General features: G+C 56.2%; 15 protein-coding genes. 7 read left to right on the top strand and 8 right to left on the bottom strand.

All coding sequences use genetic code 11. The features are described from left to right. Positions 1-23 precede the first annotated feature (23 nt). From FQ179_RS21980 to ompR, 3 genes are all read right to left on the bottom strand, one after another. A complete protein-coding gene (locus tag FQ179_RS21980) occupies positions 24-572 on the bottom strand; it encodes a peroxiredoxin (protein ID WP_149399860.1) in 549 nt (182 codons plus the stop codon). A 78-nt stretch (positions 573-650) separates the two neighbouring features. Next, positions 651-2,045 (bottom strand): ATP-binding protein, encoded by a 1,395-nt coding sequence (locus FQ179_RS21975; protein WP_255475104.1) that lies wholly within the window; start codon positions 2,043-2,045, stop codon positions 651-653. Positions 2,046-2,076: 31 nt separating this feature from the next. Beyond that, positions 2,077-2,811, bottom strand: coding sequence for a two-component system response regulator OmpR (gene ompR / locus FQ179_RS21970; RefSeq protein WP_149399858.1), 735 nt, complete (start codon positions 2,809-2,811; stop codon positions 2,077-2,079). Between the two features lie 383 nt (positions 2,812-3,194). On the opposite strand from ompR, the gene tsaB reads away from it, so the two are divergent. Continuing rightward, on the top strand, positions 3,195-4,532 hold the full coding sequence (tsaB, locus tag FQ179_RS21965; RefSeq protein ID WP_149399857.1) for a tRNA (adenosine(37)-N6)-threonylcarbamoyltransferase complex dimerization subunit type 1 TsaB: 1,338 nt from the start codon (positions 3,195-3,197) through the stop codon (positions 4,530-4,532). Next, positions 4,529-5,518, top strand: a complete 990-nt coding sequence (locus FQ179_RS21960; RefSeq protein ID WP_149399855.1) for a uracil-DNA glycosylase — start codon at positions 4,529-4,531, stop codon at positions 5,516-5,518. The genes tsaB and FQ179_RS21960 overlap by 4 nt, the downstream gene beginning before the upstream one ends. Before the next feature lie 17 nt (positions 5,519-5,535). On the opposite strand, the gene lplT is transcribed toward FQ179_RS21960, so the two are convergent. Further along, positions 5,536-6,849: a lysophospholipid transporter LplT gene (gene lplT / locus FQ179_RS21955; RefSeq protein ID WP_149399853.1), complete on the bottom strand. Its 1,314-nt coding sequence runs from the start codon at positions 6,847-6,849 to the stop codon at positions 5,536-5,538. A 254-nt stretch (positions 6,850-7,103) separates the two neighbouring features. Here lplT and smc point away from each other — a divergent pair, with 254 nt between their 5' ends. The 3 genes from smc to ligA are packed head-to-tail and all read left to right on the top strand — an operon-like array spanning position 7,104 to position 13,904. Further along, positions 7,104-10,628 (top strand): chromosome segregation protein SMC, encoded by a 3,525-nt coding sequence (smc, locus tag FQ179_RS21950; protein ID WP_149399948.1) that lies wholly within the window; start codon positions 7,104-7,106, stop codon positions 10,626-10,628. A gap of 43 nt (positions 10,629-10,671) precedes the next feature. Continuing rightward, a complete protein-coding gene (locus tag FQ179_RS21945; protein WP_149399851.1) occupies positions 10,672-11,694 on the top strand; it encodes a cell division protein ZipA C-terminal FtsZ-binding domain-containing protein in 1,023 nt (340 codons plus the stop codon). 17 nt (positions 11,695-11,711) lie between these two features. Further along, on the top strand, positions 11,712-13,904 hold the full coding sequence (gene ligA / locus FQ179_RS21940; RefSeq protein ID WP_149399946.1) for an NAD-dependent DNA ligase LigA: 2,193 nt from the start codon (positions 11,712-11,714) through the stop codon (positions 13,902-13,904). Between the two features lie 155 nt (positions 13,905-14,059). Here ligA and FQ179_RS21935 read toward each other — a convergent pair whose 3' ends face one another. From FQ179_RS21935 to msrB, 4 genes are read right to left on the bottom strand one after another with little or no spacing between them, the layout of a single operon-like run. Then, entirely contained in the window at positions 14,060-14,836 is a 777-nt protein-coding gene (locus tag FQ179_RS21935; RefSeq protein WP_149399849.1) for a peptidylprolyl isomerase, read from the bottom strand. Between the two features lie 14 nt (positions 14,837-14,850). Continuing rightward, on the bottom strand, positions 14,851-15,120 hold the full coding sequence (locus FQ179_RS21930) for a BolA family transcriptional regulator (RefSeq protein ID WP_149399847.1): 270 nt from the start codon (positions 15,118-15,120) through the stop codon (positions 14,851-14,853). Beyond that, positions 15,120-15,695: a septation protein A gene (locus tag FQ179_RS21925; RefSeq protein ID WP_149399845.1), complete on the bottom strand. Its 576-nt coding sequence runs from the start codon at positions 15,693-15,695 to the stop codon at positions 15,120-15,122. Before FQ179_RS21925 ends, FQ179_RS21930 begins: the two co-directional genes overlap by 1 nt. Further along, positions 15,695-16,087 carry a peptide-methionine (R)-S-oxide reductase MsrB gene (msrB, locus tag FQ179_RS21920; RefSeq protein WP_149399843.1) on the bottom strand — a complete coding sequence of 131 codons (393 nt, stop codon included), beginning with the start codon at positions 16,085-16,087 and terminating at the stop codon, positions 15,695-15,697. The genes FQ179_RS21925 and msrB overlap by 1 nt, the downstream gene beginning before the upstream one ends. A gap of 217 nt (positions 16,088-16,304) precedes the next feature. On the opposite strand from msrB, the gene FQ179_RS21915 reads away from it, so the two are divergent. Beyond that, positions 16,305-17,474: an ABC transporter substrate-binding protein gene (locus tag FQ179_RS21915; RefSeq protein ID WP_149399841.1), complete on the top strand. Its 1,170-nt coding sequence runs from the start codon at positions 16,305-16,307 to the stop codon at positions 17,472-17,474. Positions 17,475-17,605: 131 nt separating this feature from the next. Further along, positions 17,606-18,643 (top strand): branched-chain amino acid ABC transporter permease, encoded by a 1,038-nt coding sequence (locus FQ179_RS21910; protein WP_149399839.1) that lies wholly within the window; start codon positions 17,606-17,608, stop codon positions 18,641-18,643. Position 18,644 lies beyond the last annotated feature (1 nt).

Below are 18,644 nucleotides of genomic sequence, written 5' to 3'. Positions count from 1 at the left end.
CGTATCGTCGAGCGAACGGGTGGCTACAGCGTATCGCCACCTACAGACCGATTGCACGGGCACAGCCTTTCGGTTTGCAGGCCATCGAGCACGCGCAGAATTTCTTCGGGATTGCGGCCCACATTGTGGTTGTTGACCGAAACATGCTGGATGATGTTATCTGGGTCGACAATAAATGTGGCTCGGAAGGCGCAGCCGTCGGTTTTGTCGCGTATGCCCAGTTGGTCGATGAGCGCACCACTGGTGTCGCCAAATTGGTAATGCGCCACGACGGCCAGGTCTGGGTGCTCGCGGCGCCAGGCCAGCTTTACAAACTCGTTGTCGCTCGAACCGCCCATAAGAACCGTATCGCGATCGTCGAAATCAGTGGTCAGGTTGTTAAACCCTACGATTTCGGTAGGGCAGACGAAGGAAAAGTCTTTGGGATAGAAATAAATGACTTTCCATTTGCCTGGAAACGAACTTTCAGTGATTTCTTCGAGCGCAGACATACCGTTTTCTTCGTAATGGGTAAAGCCCGGTTTGACGCCTGCTACTTTAAAGGGTTCGAGTTTGTCGCCTATGGTTTTCATAAAGGTCCTGATTGCGTAGTGTCAGGCAGAGCGATGCGCTTGCCTCTGACATAGATTCTATTTGATTCTACGCGAACATCAGCCCTGATTGTCTACTGGAAAATTTCTGATACGGGCTTTGGGCAATTCTATGCGCGCCACAAGCCCGCCTCCCGCTGCTGGAAGCAGCTGGAGTTGCCCACCGACCTGGCCCAGCAAGCGCTCAACAATGGCCAGGCCCAGACCTGCACCGCTAACCCCGGTGCGCGCCGACTCGCCGCGCGAAAAGGGCCGCAACAGGCGCTGTATATCGGTAGGGGCAATGCCTGTGCCCTGGTCTTTTACTTCAATGGCCAGAACATTACCTTGTTGCTTTGCCACAAGCTGTATGCGGACTTTGTCGTCAGAGCGTGAGCGCCCATAACGTCGGGCGTTTTCGATAAGGTTGCTGACGACGCGCTTAAGGTCGTAGGCGTTGATCTTGGCATACAGCCCGGGTTCGATGGACCCCGTCAAGATACCGCCCAACGATTCGGTGTGACTGCGTTCGCGTTCGAGCAGCTCGCCCAGTACTGACGACACATCAATGCCTTGCTCTGGCGCCTGCCCGGCAGGTCGAGCGTATTCCATCAGCTGGTCGATGCTGTGGTCAATCTGGGCCAGGTCTTCGTCAATGGCCAGGCGGGTTTCGTCGGTGACGTTGCTTAACTCGATTTCTAGCCTCATCCGGGCCAATGGCGTGCGCAAATCATGCGATATGCCGGCAAGCATGATCTCGCGGTCAGCTTCTGCCTGCCGTATATCGCGGGCCATGCGATTAAAGGCCACATTCATGTCGCGGATTTCGGCCGGGCCTTTTTCGGGCAAAGGGGTAGGGGTTTCACCACGGGACAGCTGACGCGCTACGTTGCCCAGCCGGGCGAGCGGTCGATTGACGAAACGTACACTGACTGCGGCACCGATGAGCGCGAGAAGCAGCGCGGTGGCGCCCCAGCCCAGCCATTCTGGGCCAGCAGTCAGGCCCAGTTGTTCGCGATCAAATACCAGCCAGTATTGGTCGGTATTAATCTCAAAGCTGACCCAGATGCCAGGGACATCGTTGACGCTCCACATGACATTAGTGTCACCGCCCAGGCGCGAATGGATTTCTTGAGCGACATGATTCCAGTAATTGGAGTCGGGCAGTGGCTGCAGCGTGTCGGCCTGATCCCGCGGCTGAACGCGCAGGCTTTCTTTGGTTGCCAGGTCGAGTAAAAGGGCGGGCCGTACACTTGGCGGTGCGTAAATGAGGGCAGAGCGTGTGATACTGACGGCCGTCGCTACCCGCTGGGCCATCTGGATGGCGCGCGGACCCTCTTCCATGCTGAAAAAGACTTGCAGCCACGCCCCCAGACTGACCAGCATAAGAGCAGCCAGAAGTAGAAAGGAGCGGCTGAACAAGCCAAGGCGAAGGCGCGAGGCGCGCTTCGCTGTTAGGGGAGACGATTGAGCCATTATGTTGCCAGCTTAAGGCGCCAGCAAATGATCAGTTGCCCCCATCGGGCACAAATACATATCCCAGCCCCCATACCGTCTGAATAAAGACGGGTTTGGAAGGATTGGGCTCGATCAGTTTACGCAGACGAGAAATTTGCACATCGAGGCTGCGGTCAAATGCTTCGTACTCGCGGCCTCGCGCCAGCTCCATGAGCTTGTCGCGTGACAGCGGTATTTTTGGATGACGCGCAAACACTTTAAGTACAGAAAATTCGCCGGTGGTGATAGGTACTTGCTCGTCGTTGCGCATAAGCGTACGCGTGGACAGGTTAAGTACGTAGGGACCGAATTCTATGGACTCGTTTTCTTGGCTGGGCGCACCGGGGTGCTCTTCTGTGCCACGACGGCGCAAAATGGCATTAACTCGGGCGAGCAGTTCACGCGGGTTGAACGGCTTGGATAGATAATCGTCAGCGCCCATTTCGAGGCCAACAATACGATCGATTTCTTCGGCCTTGGCCGTAAGAATGATAATGGGGGTGTTGTCGTGTCCGCCACGTAACCGACGACAGATAGACAGGCCGTCTTCACCAGGAAGCATCAGGTCAAGCACGAGCAGATCAAAATGTTCGCGTTGCCACAGCTTGCCCATTTCTTTGGCGTCTTCGGCGACAAAGACATTAAACCCCTGCTCTGTAAGATAGCGGCGCAGTAAATCGCGCAGCCGGGGATCGTCATCGACGATGAGAATTTTGCGAGAGAGCGTTTGGTTCTGAGTATTCATGGTGGAAAATGTAACAGGGTAGAGGAAACCCGTACAGGGGTGCGTAGCAACAAATTACATCTTAATTGATTCGTCGATTTCAGTGTTACATTTTTGTGAAGCAATTGTTCTGTTGACGGTATTAATTGTTACAAATAGCCGTTACGAGCGGTGCGATCTTACTATCCAACAATGTCTTTAATTATGCTTTTGAACTGATTATTGGTGGGGCAACAGCGCGGGCGCGGCATGCGTAGTAATTGTTAATGCCTGCGATGGTTCGGTGCGCCGGGTGCGAAAGCATGTGAGCCGTTACCTGCAAGTGTACTCTTGTGATGCCTCGCAGGCGAGCATTTGGTCACACTTGGGCGCAGAGGCAGTATCCCCGTATAAAATGGCTTCCTATGACACTGCATATTCTCGCCCTCGAGACTTCCTCCAGCCTGTGCGGCGTGGCCCTTCTTTCTCAATCGCAAGAAGGGGTCGCCGTTCAGTCGGCTAGCCACGACGCCACGGCCGAACACGCCGAACGCTTGCTGCCCATGATAGATGAGGTGCTTGCGAGCGCCGGGGTCCAGCGTAACCAAGTTTCAACCATTGCGTTTGGCCAGGGGCCTGGCGGCTTTACGGGGCTGCGCGTGGCCTGCGGTGTCACTCAGGGCATTGCTTTTGCGCTAAACATGCCCGTTATCCCGGTGTCATCACTGCTTGCTGTCGCTGACCAAGACTACGCTGCACGGGGTGACATGCCTGCCGCAATACGGGTTGTGGTGCAGGACGCACGCATGGCCGAGGTATACCTTGCGGCTTATGGCCTTGAAGGCACACAGGGGTGGAAGATGTTGCAGCCGCCCGTATTGCTGGCCGTTGATGATGTCGGGGCTTGGCTCGATCAGGCGTATAGGTCTGCTGGCCAGCCAAAAGATGGCATCAGACTGCTGGGTGATGCGGTTGCTGAGTACCCAGCATTGGTTTTTCTGGCGCAGCAGCGTGCCTGGCTCTCGGTAGGGCCGGCGCTGCGGGCCAGTGCCGAGGGTATTGCCCGTCTGGCGCTGCGCGACTGGCATGCAGGAAGGGCGGTATCTCCCGATCTGGCAGCGCCTTTGTACGTGCGCAATAAGGTTGCCTTTACCACTGCCGAACGCCAGGAAGGCGCTGGCGGCAATCCGCGTGCGCCGATGCTAGAGCCCACCGTGGTTGCTCCGGGTATTGGCCAGGTCATTATTGATGTGATGAGGCGCGATGACCTCAACGCCGTTGCTGATATCGAACGCTCGGTTCAGTCGTTTCCCTGGTCACGTGGCAATTTTGCCGATGGCCTGGATGCTGGCTATTCAGCCTGGGTTGCCAGGCAAGGCGGCGCAGTGGTTGGGTTTTACATGGCCATGCATGCGCCTGATATTGCGCATATTCTGGTTATTGCAGTACGCCCAGATTGTCAGAGTCATGGCGTCGGCAATACGCTGTTGCAGCACTGTGAGCGACGCGCACGCGAGCGCGGTCTGCCCGCTTTGCTGCTTGAGGTGCGTCCTTCCAATGAAAAGGCCATTACGTTTTATGAACGTCTGGGCTTCCAGGTGATCGCCACACGCAAAGCGTACTATCCTGCTGGTCATGGGCAGCGTGAAGACGGGCTGGTTATGCAGAAAAATCTTGATGCCGACTTGCCTGCTGATACTGGCGGCAAGAAGGGGGCGGTGCCGCTTTCAGGTGCGCCGGGGCAGTCGGGAGCAAGCCAATGAATGCACCCAGGCTCGATGCTCTTCAGCTTGCCTGGCTGCAAGAGCTTGGCATAGATCGTCAAATGCTGGCGCATTATGTGGCTGACGCCGAACCTTTCGGTCAGGCAGCTGCAGGGCCGCAAGCGCCGCAAGGTGGTGAAGCAGACGTTTCAAGCGTTTCAGCACGCGTGGCGGGGCATGAGGCTGGGCTGGCTCGCGCTATGCATGACGTATCCAGCGACGACAGAGGTCTTGCACAAAGCCGAGCTGCATCCAACCCTGCCGATGCGACCGATAGCATAGCTGGCAGGCACGCCGCTGATGCCATGGCAGCACGCGACGAGGCATTCGCCGTTATGAAGTCGGGTGCGGGGCTTGCGAAAGCGCCTGCAGTTGTCGCTCAGGCGTCGCCGCACACGCCACCGCGCACGCCGCAAGAAATACCTGACACCTGGGATGCCTTGCAGGCCAGTATTGCTGTATGCAAGGCGTGTGACCTGCATCATGGGCGCAGTCAAGCTGTATTCGGCGCTGGCATGGCGCAATCACCTGACTGGCTCGTGGTGGGCGAGGCACCCGGCGACTATGATGACCGCGAAGGTGTGCCTTTTCAGGGCAAGGCCGGTGTTTTGTTGCAGGCCATGCTTGCATCTATTGGCATACCGCCCGATTCCCCCATATTTTTTACCAATCTGGTGAAATGCCGTCCATTGGGCAATCGCCCGCCTGCACCTGAAGAAATCGAAGCCTGCATGCCGTACCTGCAGCGCCAGATTACGCTGCTCAAGCCAGGCCGCATTCTGGTCTTGGGGCGCGTAGCGGCGCAGTCAGTATTGGGTTCTGAAGCTGAACTCGATGCCTTGCGTGGGCAGGTTCATCGTTTTATCAGCGAAACCGGCCAGGAAATACCCGTTGTCGTGACCCATCATCCGGCATCATTGCTCATGCGGCCACAGCATAAGGCTGATGTCTGGCAAGATCTCAACCTGGCCAAAGCACTGGCATAAGTGGCTTGACAGCCCGGCTATCTGGCGCGCCGCAGAGCTTGGCCGTGCCCGTGTTGCCCGATGGTGTTTTCTAGCCCCGGGTTTTTGCGATGATTGATCAGGTTCCATCGCATAATAACCATCATCAGCAAGGCTACCAGCAAGCCAAAAATAATGATGATGGCGTTAATGGGTAGCCGCAGCCAAAGCAGCAGGCTGTAAAACGTGAGCATCAGCAGAATATTCAGTTGCTCGTTGAAGTTTTGTACGGCAATTGAGTGGCCCGCAGACAGCAATACATGGCCGCGGTGCTGGATCATTGCATTCATGGGCACCACAAAAAAACCTGACAGCGCGCCGATAAGCAGCAGCACGCTATACACCGCCCAGCGATCGTGCACCAGGGTCATAAGCATGACGGCAAAGCCCATTAACACCCCCATGGGCAGCACTGACAGCGCGCGCTTGAGTGGCACCCGGCCAGCCAAGATAGACCCGCCTACGGTGCCCAGTGCGGCAACTCCCATAAGCAACGACGCTTGATCCAGCCTGTACCCCAGGTGACGAGCACCCCATTCAATGACGATAAACTGCAAGGTGGCGCCAGCACCCCAGAACAGGGTTGTTACTGCCAGCGCGATCTGCCCCAGTTTGTCGCTCCAGAGTACTTTGACGTAGCCGGTGAAGGTTCGTATCAGCCTGACCGGATTGGTTTGCTGTTTGGGGTATTGCACATTGGTACGCGGGATGAGCAGATTGGTCAGCGCAGCCAAAAGATAGACCAGCGCGATGACGAAAATAGCGGCTTCGGTGCGGGTCTGTACCAGCCCGCTCAACCAGGCATGCGTTAGCAGCGCGTCAGAGACATAGGGGCTGATGAGCAGGCCACCAACTACCGTGCCGATAATGACGGACAGCACGGTCAGGCCTTCGATCCAGCTGTTGCCCTTAACCAGCAGCTCGGGTGGCAGCATTTCTGTGACGATGCCGTATTTGGCGGGTGAATAGGCGGCCGCCCCAACCCCCACCAGCGTATAGGCCGCAAAAACCAGCAACAACTGGTCATTGTGGTCGAACCCGAATGATCGATAATTGAACATCAGCAGACAGCCGCAGATTTTGACGGCATTGGTGATGAACATGACCCGGCCTTTGGGGTAGGCGTCTGAAAAAGCGCCAACGAACGCGGCCAGTGCAACATACGCCAGCGCAAACCACCATTTCATCATCGGCGCCATCCAGTGTGGCCCCTGCAAATCAGCGATGAGTGCTATGGCGGCAATGAGCAAAGCATTGTCCGCCACAGACGATAACGCCTGGGCTGCCATGACCAGATAGAAGCCTTTTTTCAATGGAAAGTCTCGTTGCTATTGCTGCCTGAGCCCAAACCGCAGATGGGTGGGCCAAAAATTGTCACGAGTATAGCGCTGAGCATACTCCAAGACTGAAAATAATAACGTGTTTTGCCGTTTGGGCGGTACGGGTGCTAAGGTGCGTTATCATACGAGCCGGTTCTGCTGACAAGGTAATCTGTCGGCAGCGCCTATCCCGATCACGCGGCAGCCCCGTTTGACAACGGGTGCCGATATTTTACCGTTCGCTTATTGTGCGTCTCACCCAAATAAAACTCGCCGGTTTTAAATCCTTTGTCGAACCGACAGTTATTCCCACGCCCAGTCAGCTGGTGGGTGTGGTGGGTCCGAATGGTTGCGGCAAATCAAACATTATCGATGCCGTGCGCTGGGTGCTGGGTGAAACCCGGGCATCCGAACTGCGTGGCGAGTCCATGCAAGACGTCATTTTCAATGGCTCGGGCAACCGTAAGCCTGCCGCCAGGGCGTCTGTAGAGCTGGTGTTTGACAACAGCGAGGGCCGTGCAGCAGGGCAATGGAGCGCGTACTCAGAAATCGCCGTGCGGCGGGTGCTGACACGCGACGGTACCAGTAGCTATCTGGTAAACAACCAGCAGGTGCGGCGTCGCGACATTCACGATATCTTTCTGGGCACAGGCTTGGGCTCGCGTGGCTATGCCATTATCGGCCAGGGCATGATCAACCGGCTCATTGAGGCCAGGCCCGAAGAGTTGCGCGTTTTCCTCGAAGAGGCTGCTGGCGTGTCACGCTATAAAGAGCGTCGCCGCGAAACCGAAAACCGTTTGGGCGATACCCGCGAAAACCTCATCCGCCTCGAAGACATTCTGCGAGAGCTGGGCAGCCAGCTCGACAAACTCGAGTCTCAGGCAGAGGTCGCGCAAAAATACCGTTCTCTGCAAGAAGAGGGTGAACAAAAGCAGCATGCCTTGTGGCTGCAAAAAGAAGCCAAGGCCAAAGAAGACCAAAAGGCCAAATTTCTCGAGATCGAGCAGGCTCAAACTGAGCTTGAAGCAGCGATGGCGGGGCTTCGGGCCGGCGAGTCGGCGCTTGAATCACGCAGGCAGGCGCACTATGCCGCCAGCGACGCGGTGCATGCAGCCCAGGGTCAACTCTTTGAAGCGGGTGCGCAGGTCAGTCGTCTCGAAGCAGAAATCCGGCATGTGGTTGACGCACGCAACCGCCTGCAAACGCGACGTTCGCAGCTGCAGGTGCAGCTGCAAGAATGGGCTGATCAGCAAACCCACTGTACCGAGCAGATCGCTCAGGCGCAGGCCGATCTCGAAGAAGCAGCTGCCCGCACCGAAGAAGCTCGTGCCAGAGCCGACCAGGCTCAGGACAACCTGCCTGACATCGAAAGCCGGGTTCGTTCCGCTGCTGCATCGCGTGATCAAATGCGTGTCGCGCTGGCCAAGGTAGAGCAAGAACTTGCGCTGGTCGGGCAGGCGCAGCGTGACGCTGATCGGCAAATCCAGGCGCTAGAACTGCGCCAGGAGCGGCTTGAACAAGAGTTGCAGGGCATAGATACCCCAGATCAGATCGAGCTCGAACGTCTCGCCGGCGACCGTCTGGCCATGGAAGAGCAGCTTGAGGAAGCCCAGGGCAGGTTGCTCGAAATCGAAGCGCGTTTGCCTGAGCTTGATGACAGTCGGCAAAATGCGCACGTGACGGCGCGCGACGAAGCACAGGCCTTGGCCCGGCTCGATGCGCGGCTTAGCGCCTTGACGCGACTGCAGGAAGATGTACAGAAGCAGGGGGCGCTAGAACCATGGCTACAGCATCATGAGCTTGCGGGCCTTGGCCGCCTCTGGCAAAAACTGCATATTGAAGAAGGCTGGGAAACCGCACTCGAGTCGGTACTGCGCGAGCGCATGGCAGGCCTTGAGCTGCGTCAGCTTGAGCATGCCCGTGCATTTGCGAGCGATGCACCACCAGCACGCCTTACTTTTTACCAGCTGCCAGTGCCCGGGCCAACCCCGGCTGCGATGGCAGGCGCCCAACCCCTTGCAGGGCTGCTACGTATTACCGACCCCGAGCTGCGTGCTCTGCTCAACGACTGGTTGCGTGATGTTTATGTGTGCAGTGATGTCACCAAGGCCTTGTCGCTGCGGGCTGAGCTGCCTCCAGGCGGCGTCTATGTGGTCAAAGAAGGTCACCTCGTCGAGCAGCACAGCATACGTTTTTACGCGCCTGATTCCGAGCAGGCCGGGTTGCTTGCCAGGCAACAAGAAATCGGGCATTTACGCCGTGATGTCAAGGCGCGCCAGCTCATCGCCGACCAGACGCTGGGCACGGCTGCCAGAGCCGATACCGCTTATCAGCAGATGGCGCAGTCCCAGGGCCCGGCACGTCAGCGTGTTGCCGAGCTTACACAACGTCTTCACGATATTCAGCTTAGGCATTCGCGCCTGAAACAGCAAGCCGAGCAGTCGAGTGAGCGAACTCGTCGCATTCATGAAGAACTGGCCGAAATCAAGGCGCAGACAGAAGAATTGCTGGCCAGCAAAGAAGAGGCCGAAATTCGTTTCGAAACGCTGGACGGTCAGCTTGCCGAGCACCAGACACTTTTTGCAGATGCCGAGATGTCGGGTGAAGACCTGCAGTCGCAGGCTGAAGCGGCACGGCAGGCCTTGCGAGAAGTCGAGCGCGCCGTTCAAGAGTCCGAATATACCGAACGTACACTGCAGTCGCGTATCGTCGATCTGAAGCGTAATCTGCAATTGGCCGGCGATCAGGCACAACGCGCTCATGCCGAGCTTGAAGGGTTGCAGGGAGAACTCTTCGAGCTTGATGCCTCGGCCGCTCAGGCCGGGCTGCAAGACGCGGTTGAACTGCGCGCCGAACGTGAAGAAGCTTTGAACCGCGCGCGCATCGAGCTCGATAACCTTGCCGCGCAACTGCGTACCGCTGACGAACAACGGGTTGAACTTGAGCGTTCGCTCGATCCGCGCCGGGCGCGCATCATGGAACTGCAGCTGCAAGAGCAGGCAGCCAGGCTGGCGGTAGAACAGTTTGCCGAGCAAATTGACGCCCACGGTGTCGAGCGCACGCAGTTGAGCGAGCTGCTCGATGGCCGGCCCGACGAGTGGCGCCGCACGAGTTGGCTGCAGTCTGAAGTGCAACGCATCTCACGACTGGTTGAGGGGCTGGGTGCAGTCAATCTGGCGGCACTTGATGAGCTTACGACGGCGCGCGAACGCAAAGGTTTTCTTGATGCGCAGCACCTGGATCTTACCTCGGCCATCGAAACGCTCGAAGACGCCATACGTAAAATCGATCGCGAAACGCGCGAGCTGTTGCAAAACACCTTTGACATCGTCAATGGGCACTTTGGCGAACTGTTCCCTAAGCTCTTCGGTGGGGGCGAGGCTCGGTTAAGCATCACGGGCGATGAAATTCTCGATGCGGGCGTGCAAGTTATGGCACAGCCTCCCGGTAAACGCAACAGCACCATTCATTTGCTTTCAGGTGGTGAAAAGGCGTTGACGGCAACGGCGCTGGTCTTTGCCTTGTTCAAACTCAACCCTGCACCATTTTGTCTGCTCGATGAGGTCGACGCGCCACTGGATGATGCCAACACAGAGCGCTATGCCAATCTTGTACGTAGCATGAGTGAGCAAACGCAGTTTTTGTTCATTTCTCATAATAAAATTGCCATGCAGATGGCCAAACAACTCGTTGGGGTTACCATGCAGGAACAGGGGGTATCACGCATCGTCGCGGTAGACATCGAATCTGCCCTGCAACTGGCAGATGTCTGATGGTGATATCGCATAAACATTTAGGGACACGGCGGGGCCGACTATGAGCGACTTGCAGATTGCATTGATTCTTCTTGGCATCTTACTGATCCTGATCGTGCTTTTATTCAATTGGTGGCAAGATCGCCGTGTTCGCAAGCAGATGCAGCAGCATTTTCCCGAACGCGAGCAAGATCCGCTCATGTCTGCAACGCCCGCCGCAGGTCGGCGCGAACCAGGCTTGGGCGCAGCCCGAGCGCCCGATGAAGACCTTCCCGACGACGATCCGGCTGAAGCCGATCCCGCGACTGAGGCGGTTATCGATATTGCCTTTGCGCAGAGTGTTGCTTCCGAAAGCCTGTATCAGGCCGTGCAGACCCTTACCAGGGTGGGCAACAAGCCGGTTCGCATTTTTGCCGAACGTGAAGGTGGTGGGCACCGCGCCCGGTTGCGCGCTCAAGAAACCTACATGTCCATGCAGCTGGCAGTGCTACTGGCCAACCGCAGCGGGCCTCTTACTGATATTGAGTGGTCGCAGCTGTGGACAGCGGCTCAAGGGCTTGCAGAGCGCTTTGATGGTGCCATTGAGGGCCCTGAGCAAGGGCCTGTTTTGCAGCAGGCCAAAGAACTCGATGCCGTTTGTGCACATCTCGATGCCCAGGTTGGGCTGGCTTTGCGCCTTTCCGAGCCGCACGCCATTTCTGACGTATCAAGTGTTTTGAAAGACATAGGGTTTATGTCGCATCACGGGCAGTTGGCCTGGATGTCTGACACGGGTCTACCGCGTTTTACTGTCTTGTTTGATGGCCTGCATGCCCACGAAGTTAAAGCCGACAGTGTCAGCCGCATCGATCTGCTGCTTGACCTGCCCAGAAGCCCGGCTGATGAACAGGCCTTTAGTCGTATGGCCAGCGTGGGGCGTGATCTGGCGCGACGTCTTGACGGCGAGTTGCTCGACGACCAGGGTCGGCCGGTACCTGATGGTGCTGATCAAGCCATCGATGGGCAGCTTTTGGGTATGTATGCACGGCTTAGTCAGGCTGGCTTTGAGGCTGGCGACGCGCGCACGGTAAGGGTTTTTTCGTGACAGCTACCGACGGTGAAATGTCTGTGGCGCAACGCGTCGAAGTGTTGCGTAGTCAGATTTCCGATCATAATCACCGCTATTATGTTCTTGATCAGCCCACTGTTTCAGATGCCGAATATGACCGGCTCATGGTGGAGCTGCAAAGCCTCGAAGAAGCACACCCCGACCTCATTACTCCCGACTCTCCCACCCAGCGTGTGGGGGCGCAGCCTGTTTCTGGCTTCGACAGCGTTCGGCATGCAGTGGCCATGCTATCGCTGTCCAATGCCTTCGAAACGGAAGACGTAGAGGCGTTTAACAAACGTGTAGCCGATACCTTGCGTGGTGCCGGTCTTACAAATAATGATGGTCTGGTCGAGTACGAAGCCGAGCTTAAGTTTGATGGCCTTGCAGTCAGCCTGCGCTATGAACAGGGCAAGCTGGTACAGGCCGCAACGCGCGGCGATGGCCAGACCGGTGAAGACATCACCAGCAATATTCGCACACTGCGCTCGGTCCCCCTGTCTCTCAGAGGCGAGTACCCCGTCGTGCTCGAGGTGCGTGGCGAGGTCTTGATGAATCGTGCTGATTTTGAACGTCTCAATGAAACGCAGCAGCGTCGAGGTGACAAGATTTTCGTAAACCCCCGCAATGCGGCGGCAGGTAGCCTGCGTCAGCTTGATCCACGCATTACCGCCCAGAGGCCGCTGCGTTTTTATGCTTATGGATGGGGTGAGCTGGTCCTGGGTGATGCGCCGGGCGCCACTGCCAAGCAGATGCCCCTGTCGGGCCAGCAGCGGCATCAAAGCGCGCCCACTGCACCAAACGCCTCTACTGCCCACGAGACACAGCCCGATGCCCAATCAGAGGGACAGGGCGCACTGCAAACTCTGCCTGACCAGGCACCAGATCCAGCCCAGGCGCTGCGTAATACCCATAGCGCGATGCTAGACTGGCTGGCAACCCTGGGTCTGCCTGTCAGCCCTTCCCGCGAAGTTGTGCGCGGTGTAGATGGCTTGTTGCAGTTTTATGAAAATAGGGGCGGCCAGCGCCAGAAGCTGCCGTTTGACATAGACGGCGTGGTGTACAAGGTTAATTCGCTCGAGGCCCAGCGTGTGCTCGGGTTTGTGGCGCGGGCACCTCGTTTTGCCATTGCTCACAAGTTTCCGGCTCAGGAAGAAACCACGACCTTGCTCGACATAGAGGTGCAGGTAGGGCGTACGGGTGCCATTACGCCGGTTGCCCGGCTTAAGCCCGTTTTTGTCGGAGGCGTGACCGTTACTAATGCCACGCTCCACAACGAAGACGAAATTCTTCGCAAAGACGTGCGTATTGGCGACACCGTTATTGTGCGGCGCGCGGGTGATGTCATCCCCGAGGTTGTGGGCCCGGTAATAGAACTACGCCCAGAAAATGCCCGGCCGTTTGTTATGCCGCAGCATTGTCCCGTTTGTGATTCTGCCATCGAACGGCTTGAGGATGAGGCCATCGCACGTTGTACCGGCGGGCTGTTTTGCGCGGCCCAGCGCAAGCAGACCATACGTCATGCGGCCAGCCGCAAGGCGCTTGATATCGAAGGGCTGGGCGAAAAGCTGGTCGATCAGCTGGTCGAGAGTGATCGCGTCAAATCGCTGGCAGATCTGTTTACGCTAAAAGTAGAAGAGCTGCTTCTGTATGAACGCATGGGCCGCAAGTCGGCCGAAAACCTGGTGGCAGCCCTGCAGCGTGCCAGCAAACCCGAGCTGGGGCGTTTGCTGTATGCGTTGGGTATCCGCCATGTGGGCGAAACCACGGCGCGCGATCTGGCATTGCATTTTGGGTCTGTGGATGCCGTTATGGCGGCTGACGAAGAAGTACTGCTGCGGGTGCGTGATGTCGGGCCTGTAGTGGCCGGCTCAATCGCACGGTTTTTTGGTGAACCTCACAATCGTGAAGTAGTGCATGCGCTCGAGGCGGCAGGTGTGAGGCCTAGAGCGGTAGAGGTCTCTGATGGGGGCGCACAGCCTCTGGAAGGCAAGACACTGGTGCTTACCGGAACCATGCCCAACTGGACACGCGATGAGGCCACTCGGCGTATTCTGGCAGCCGGGGGCAAGGTAAGTGGGTCGGTATCCAAGAAAACGGCTTACCTGGTGGCAGGCGAAGACGCCGGCAGCAAACTTACCAAAGCTACGGAGCTGGGCGTCACCATACTTGATGAAGACGGCCTGAAAGAACTGCTGGGCGATTAAAACTAAGTTTCAAGTCGTGCGCTCCTGACGGTGACACTGTCAACAGGGGCCAGCATATAGGTATCGATAAAATGCCCCCGCCATGAACAATGGTCGGGGGCATTTTAATGGCCGCATCAATAAGAAGGCAGTGCGCTTTGCACTGCCTTGCTTATTTACTTGATGGTTGCGTTTTTCATGAGCTGAGCCTGGAAATCAGCCAGTTCTTGCTGACGCAGCATTTCTTCGATTTGCGGTTTTACTTCACTGAGTTCGGGGAATTTGACGTCGCGAGAGTCTTCGACCTCAATGATGTGCCAACCGAACTGGGTTTTGACGGGCGTGTCAGAGATTTGCCCTTTTTTCAGCTTTTCAACGGCTGCTGCAAATTCTGGTACATAGTTGCTGGCTGGGCCCCAGCCCAATTCGCCACCATTTTTGCCACTACCAGGATCTGTGGAGTTTTTCTTGGCAGCTTCTTCAAAGGTGATTTTCTTGGCTTTGATCTGTGCGATCAAATCTTGTGCCGTTTTTTCATCTTCGACCAGAATATGGCGTAGTTTGTATTCTTTTTTGCCGGCCTGTGACTTTTTGATCTCGTTGTACTCAGCCTCAACCTTGGCATCGGTAATGGGGTTTTTTGCGAGATGGTCGGCCATGAGCGCTCGCACCAGAATGCCCTGGCGAGCCAGTTCTATTTCTTGCGTGACTTCAGGCTTTTTGTCTATGCCTGCTTTTTCGGCGGCCTGCACAGCGACAAGGCGGTTGACCATTTCTTGCTTGACCTGGGTGCGTAATTCGGGTGTGTCTTGAGCGCCCTGCGTCGACAGCAGTTTGACGAATTTATCAAGCTGTTGCTGTGTGATGGCTGTGCCATTTACGGTTGCGATATCCTGTGCATACACGGGCAACGCAATGACAACGCTGGCGGCTAATACTGCTAATCGTTTCATGAAGTTCCTTTGGGTTAAAAAGACGGGTTTTTGGCGACGATGGCCAGAGCATGAACCGGAAATGGCATGAGGTCCTGGACGCGATCATACACAAGCCGGTGTCGTGCCACGGTGGTCAGGCCGTCGAATTGGTCTGTCCAGATGTGAACACGGAAGTGGCTGGCGCCATTACGGCTACCGGCATGGCCGGCATGTAGATGAGACTCATCGATAATATCGAGAAAGCTGGGGTTGAGCACCTGCAACCTCTCTTCGAGTACAGCCTTGCGTTCTTGATGAGGCATTAGGGAAGCTCCTCGGGTTTACTTTCTGCTGGGTTGCCATCTTCTTGAATATGGCGGCCCAGCCAAATGGATTGGGCAATGGCAAAGACCAGCAAAAGCGCCATAAGGCCGAAAACCTTGAAGTTTACCCATTGTGATTCGGTAAAGTTGCCGGAAAACGCCACATACAGATTGAGGGCGCCTGACAGCGCGAAAAAACCGGCCCAGCTGTAGTTCAGTTTGTCCCATACCGGGCCCGGCATATTGACTTTGCTTCCCATGAGCTTTTGCATAATGTTGCGGCCAAAGAACAGCTTGCCGCCAACTAAAATGCCGCCGAAAAGCCAGTAAAGCACGGTGGGCTTCCATTTGATGAAGGCATCATTATGAAAAAACAGCGTGGCGCCGCCAAAGACGACAATGACGGTAAGGTTGATCCAGTGCGTGGCTTCGATAGCCCTGCCCGTGGCTTTAAGCCAGATAAACTGCACCACCGCAGCAATAATGGCTACTGCGGTTGCGGTAAAGATGTCTGAAAACTTGAACGCTACAAAAAACAGCAGCAGCGGAAACAGATCGAAAAGAAATTTTTTCATCAGGCAGGCTCAAACTTGAGCGAGAGAGAGTTGATGCAATAGCGCAGCCCGGTAGGGGGCGGGCCGTCAGGGAAAACATGCCCCAGATGTGAGTCACAGACGTTGCACATTACTTCGGTGCGCACCATGCCGTGGGTGGTATCGGTTTCTTCGCGCACGTTGGCAGGGTCGAGCGGCTCGAAATAGCTGGGCCAGCCACAGCCTGCGTCAAACTTGGTGTCTGACTTGAACAGCGCTGTGCCACAGCCTATGCAGCGGTATATGCCGTGTTCGTGGGTGTCCCAATAACGGCCAGTAAACGGCCTTTCTGTGCCTTTTTTACGGGCGACGGCATACTCTTCGGGAGTCAGCTCGGCACGCCATTGCGCGTCGCTCTTGACGATTTTATTCACGTGATTGCCTATATAGTGTATCGATGTGACAAACTACCATGTTAATCGACTTTGAAAACGTGGGCAGGTTCCCCTAATTATGCGGTTTTATTGCACTGCTGAGGGGAATCCCCTATAAGCCCTTGTATCAATTGTTGTCGATAATGATGGGTTCTTTCATAATTGTTTCCGTGCGCAAGTAAAAAAGCGTGGCGTCGTATATTTCATGGAGTTATCAATGACAAGCAGAAAGTCAGTTCGGTTATCGGTGCTGGCGGGGGCGATTGCGCTGACCGTACCTCTTGTGGCTTCGGCACAGATCAAGGTGGGTGTCACCCTGTCGAGCACCGGGCCCGCAGCTTCGCTGGGGATACCCGAGCGTAATACCGTATCGCTGTTGCCTACCGAGATAGCAGGCCAGAAGATCGAATATATCGTGCTCGACGATGGCACTGATATGACGACTGCCGTAAAAAACATGCGCAAGCTTGTTGCCGATGACAAGGTTGATGTCGTTATTGGCAGTACAGTTTCGCCTGCGTCAATTGCCATGACGGACGTTGCAGGCGAAACCAAAACACCCATGATCAGTGTGGCGGCCAGCGCAAAAATTGTGGAGCCTGTCGAAGGCGGGCGCGTATGGGCATTTAAAACCCCGCAAAATGACGCGTTGATGGCAAGTGCCCTGGCCGACGCCATGGCCAAACAAGATGTAAAAACACTTGGCTTTATTGGCTTTGCCGATGCCTATGGCGAAGGCTGGCTCGAACAAATGACCAAGGCCGCCGAAGCCAAAGGCATTAAAATCGTTGATGTTGAGCGTTATGCACGCAATGACACGAGCGTGACGGGGCAGGTGCTCAAGCTTATAGCTGCCAAGCCAGACGGTATTTTGGTGGCGGCATCTGGCACACCAACAGCATTGCCACAGCGCGAACTCAAAAGCCGTGGTTACAAAGGCATTATGTATCAGACACATGGCGCCGCCAACAACGACGTTCTGCGTGTGTGTGGCAAAGACTGTGAAGGCATGATTCTGCCGGCAGGTCCGCTGCTGGTCGCAGACCAACTGCCTGACAGCAATCCGGTCAAAAAGAGTGCGCTGGAGTACAAGGCCAAATACGAAGCCAAGTATGGCGATGGCACCATCAACACATTTGGTGGCCACTTGTGGGATGCCGGGCTGCTGATTTCACAGGCTATCCCTGAAGCGCTCAAAACCGGTGCCAAGCCGGGTACGGTAGAATTCCGCCAGGCATTGCGCGATGCCATCGAAAAGGTTAAAGATCTTCCGGCATCCCAAGGTGTATTCAACATGAGCCCCACCGATCACGCAGGCTTTGACAAGCGTGCACGTGTAATCGTTAAGGTTGTTGACGGCAAATGGAAATACCAGCCCGATCTGTAAGGGACCACGGCGGCGTACGCGCTTAAAGCGCCACGCTCACCCAGTCGCTTAAATACCGGCCCAAGGGGCCGGTATTGCTTGGCGCAGGTGACGGAGCGCATTTTTTTGATTAAAGGCTTGGCTGCCCGGTAATGGACACAACAATTGTATTGATACTCTTGCAGGATGGCGTCATGAACGGTGCCATTTATGCGCTGCTCGGGCTGGCCCTGGTGCTGGTTTTTGTCGTCACCCGCGTTATTTTTATTCCGCAAGGTGAGTTTGTTGCGTTCGGGGCTCTGACGCTGGCTTACATGGTAAACGGCCGAATACCGGGCACGGTTACGCTGCTTCTTATCATGGGGGCACTGGTATTTGTGTTCGACTGTATCGGCGCCATCCGCGCGCGCAGCGCGCGTGGCCTGGTCCGGACGGCAGGCTGGGCATTGCTGCTTCCGCTGGTGCTTTACCTTATCGCGCCGTACATCGTCAGCAAGAACACGGCCTTATGGCTTAATGTGTTGTTTTCGTTGATGTTGGTCATACCTTTAGGCCCCATGGTTTACCGGCTTGTATACCAACCTGTGGCCGAAGCCAGTGTTCTGGTATTGCTTATTATTTCGGTTGCCGTGCACTTTGCATTGACCGGCATAGCCCTGGTGTTCTTTGGTGCCGAGGGGTGGCGCACGCCGCCCTTTATGGAAGGCGAGGTCATGATCGGCCCAGTCAGCTGGACCGCACAAACCTTTTTTGTGCTGGGTACGTGTTTCGTGCTGATTCTTGCGCTTTGGGTGTTTTTTGGCCGCACGCTTTACGGCAAGGCATTGCGCGCCACGGCGGTAAACCGGCGTGGGGCCCGGTTAATGGGTATCAGCACCACGATGTCAGGCATGCTCACTTTTACCCTGGCTGCAGCCATCGGCGCGCTATCAGGCATGCTGATCGCGCCGGTGACCACGGTGTATTACGACACAGGTTTCCTTATCGGTCTTAAAGGCTTTGTCGCAGCCATTTTCGGCGGCCTCGTCAGTTACCCGATCGCACTTGCAGGGGCGCTGTTTGTGGGCATTCTTGAGGCGTTCTCCTCATTCTGGGCCAGTGCCTATAAAGAAGTTATCGTGTTCACGCTGATTATCCCGGTGCTGTTGTGGCGCTCATTTGGCGCACCGCTGACGGACGAGGAGGAATAGG

The organism is Pusillimonas sp. ANT_WB101, assembly GCF_008369125.1.
Classification (GTDB): Bacteria; Pseudomonadota; Gammaproteobacteria; order Burkholderiales; family Burkholderiaceae_B; genus Allopusillimonas.
The sequence above is the reverse complement of the archived record's forward strand: the minus strand, read 5'-3'. Positions and strand labels throughout refer to the sequence as shown.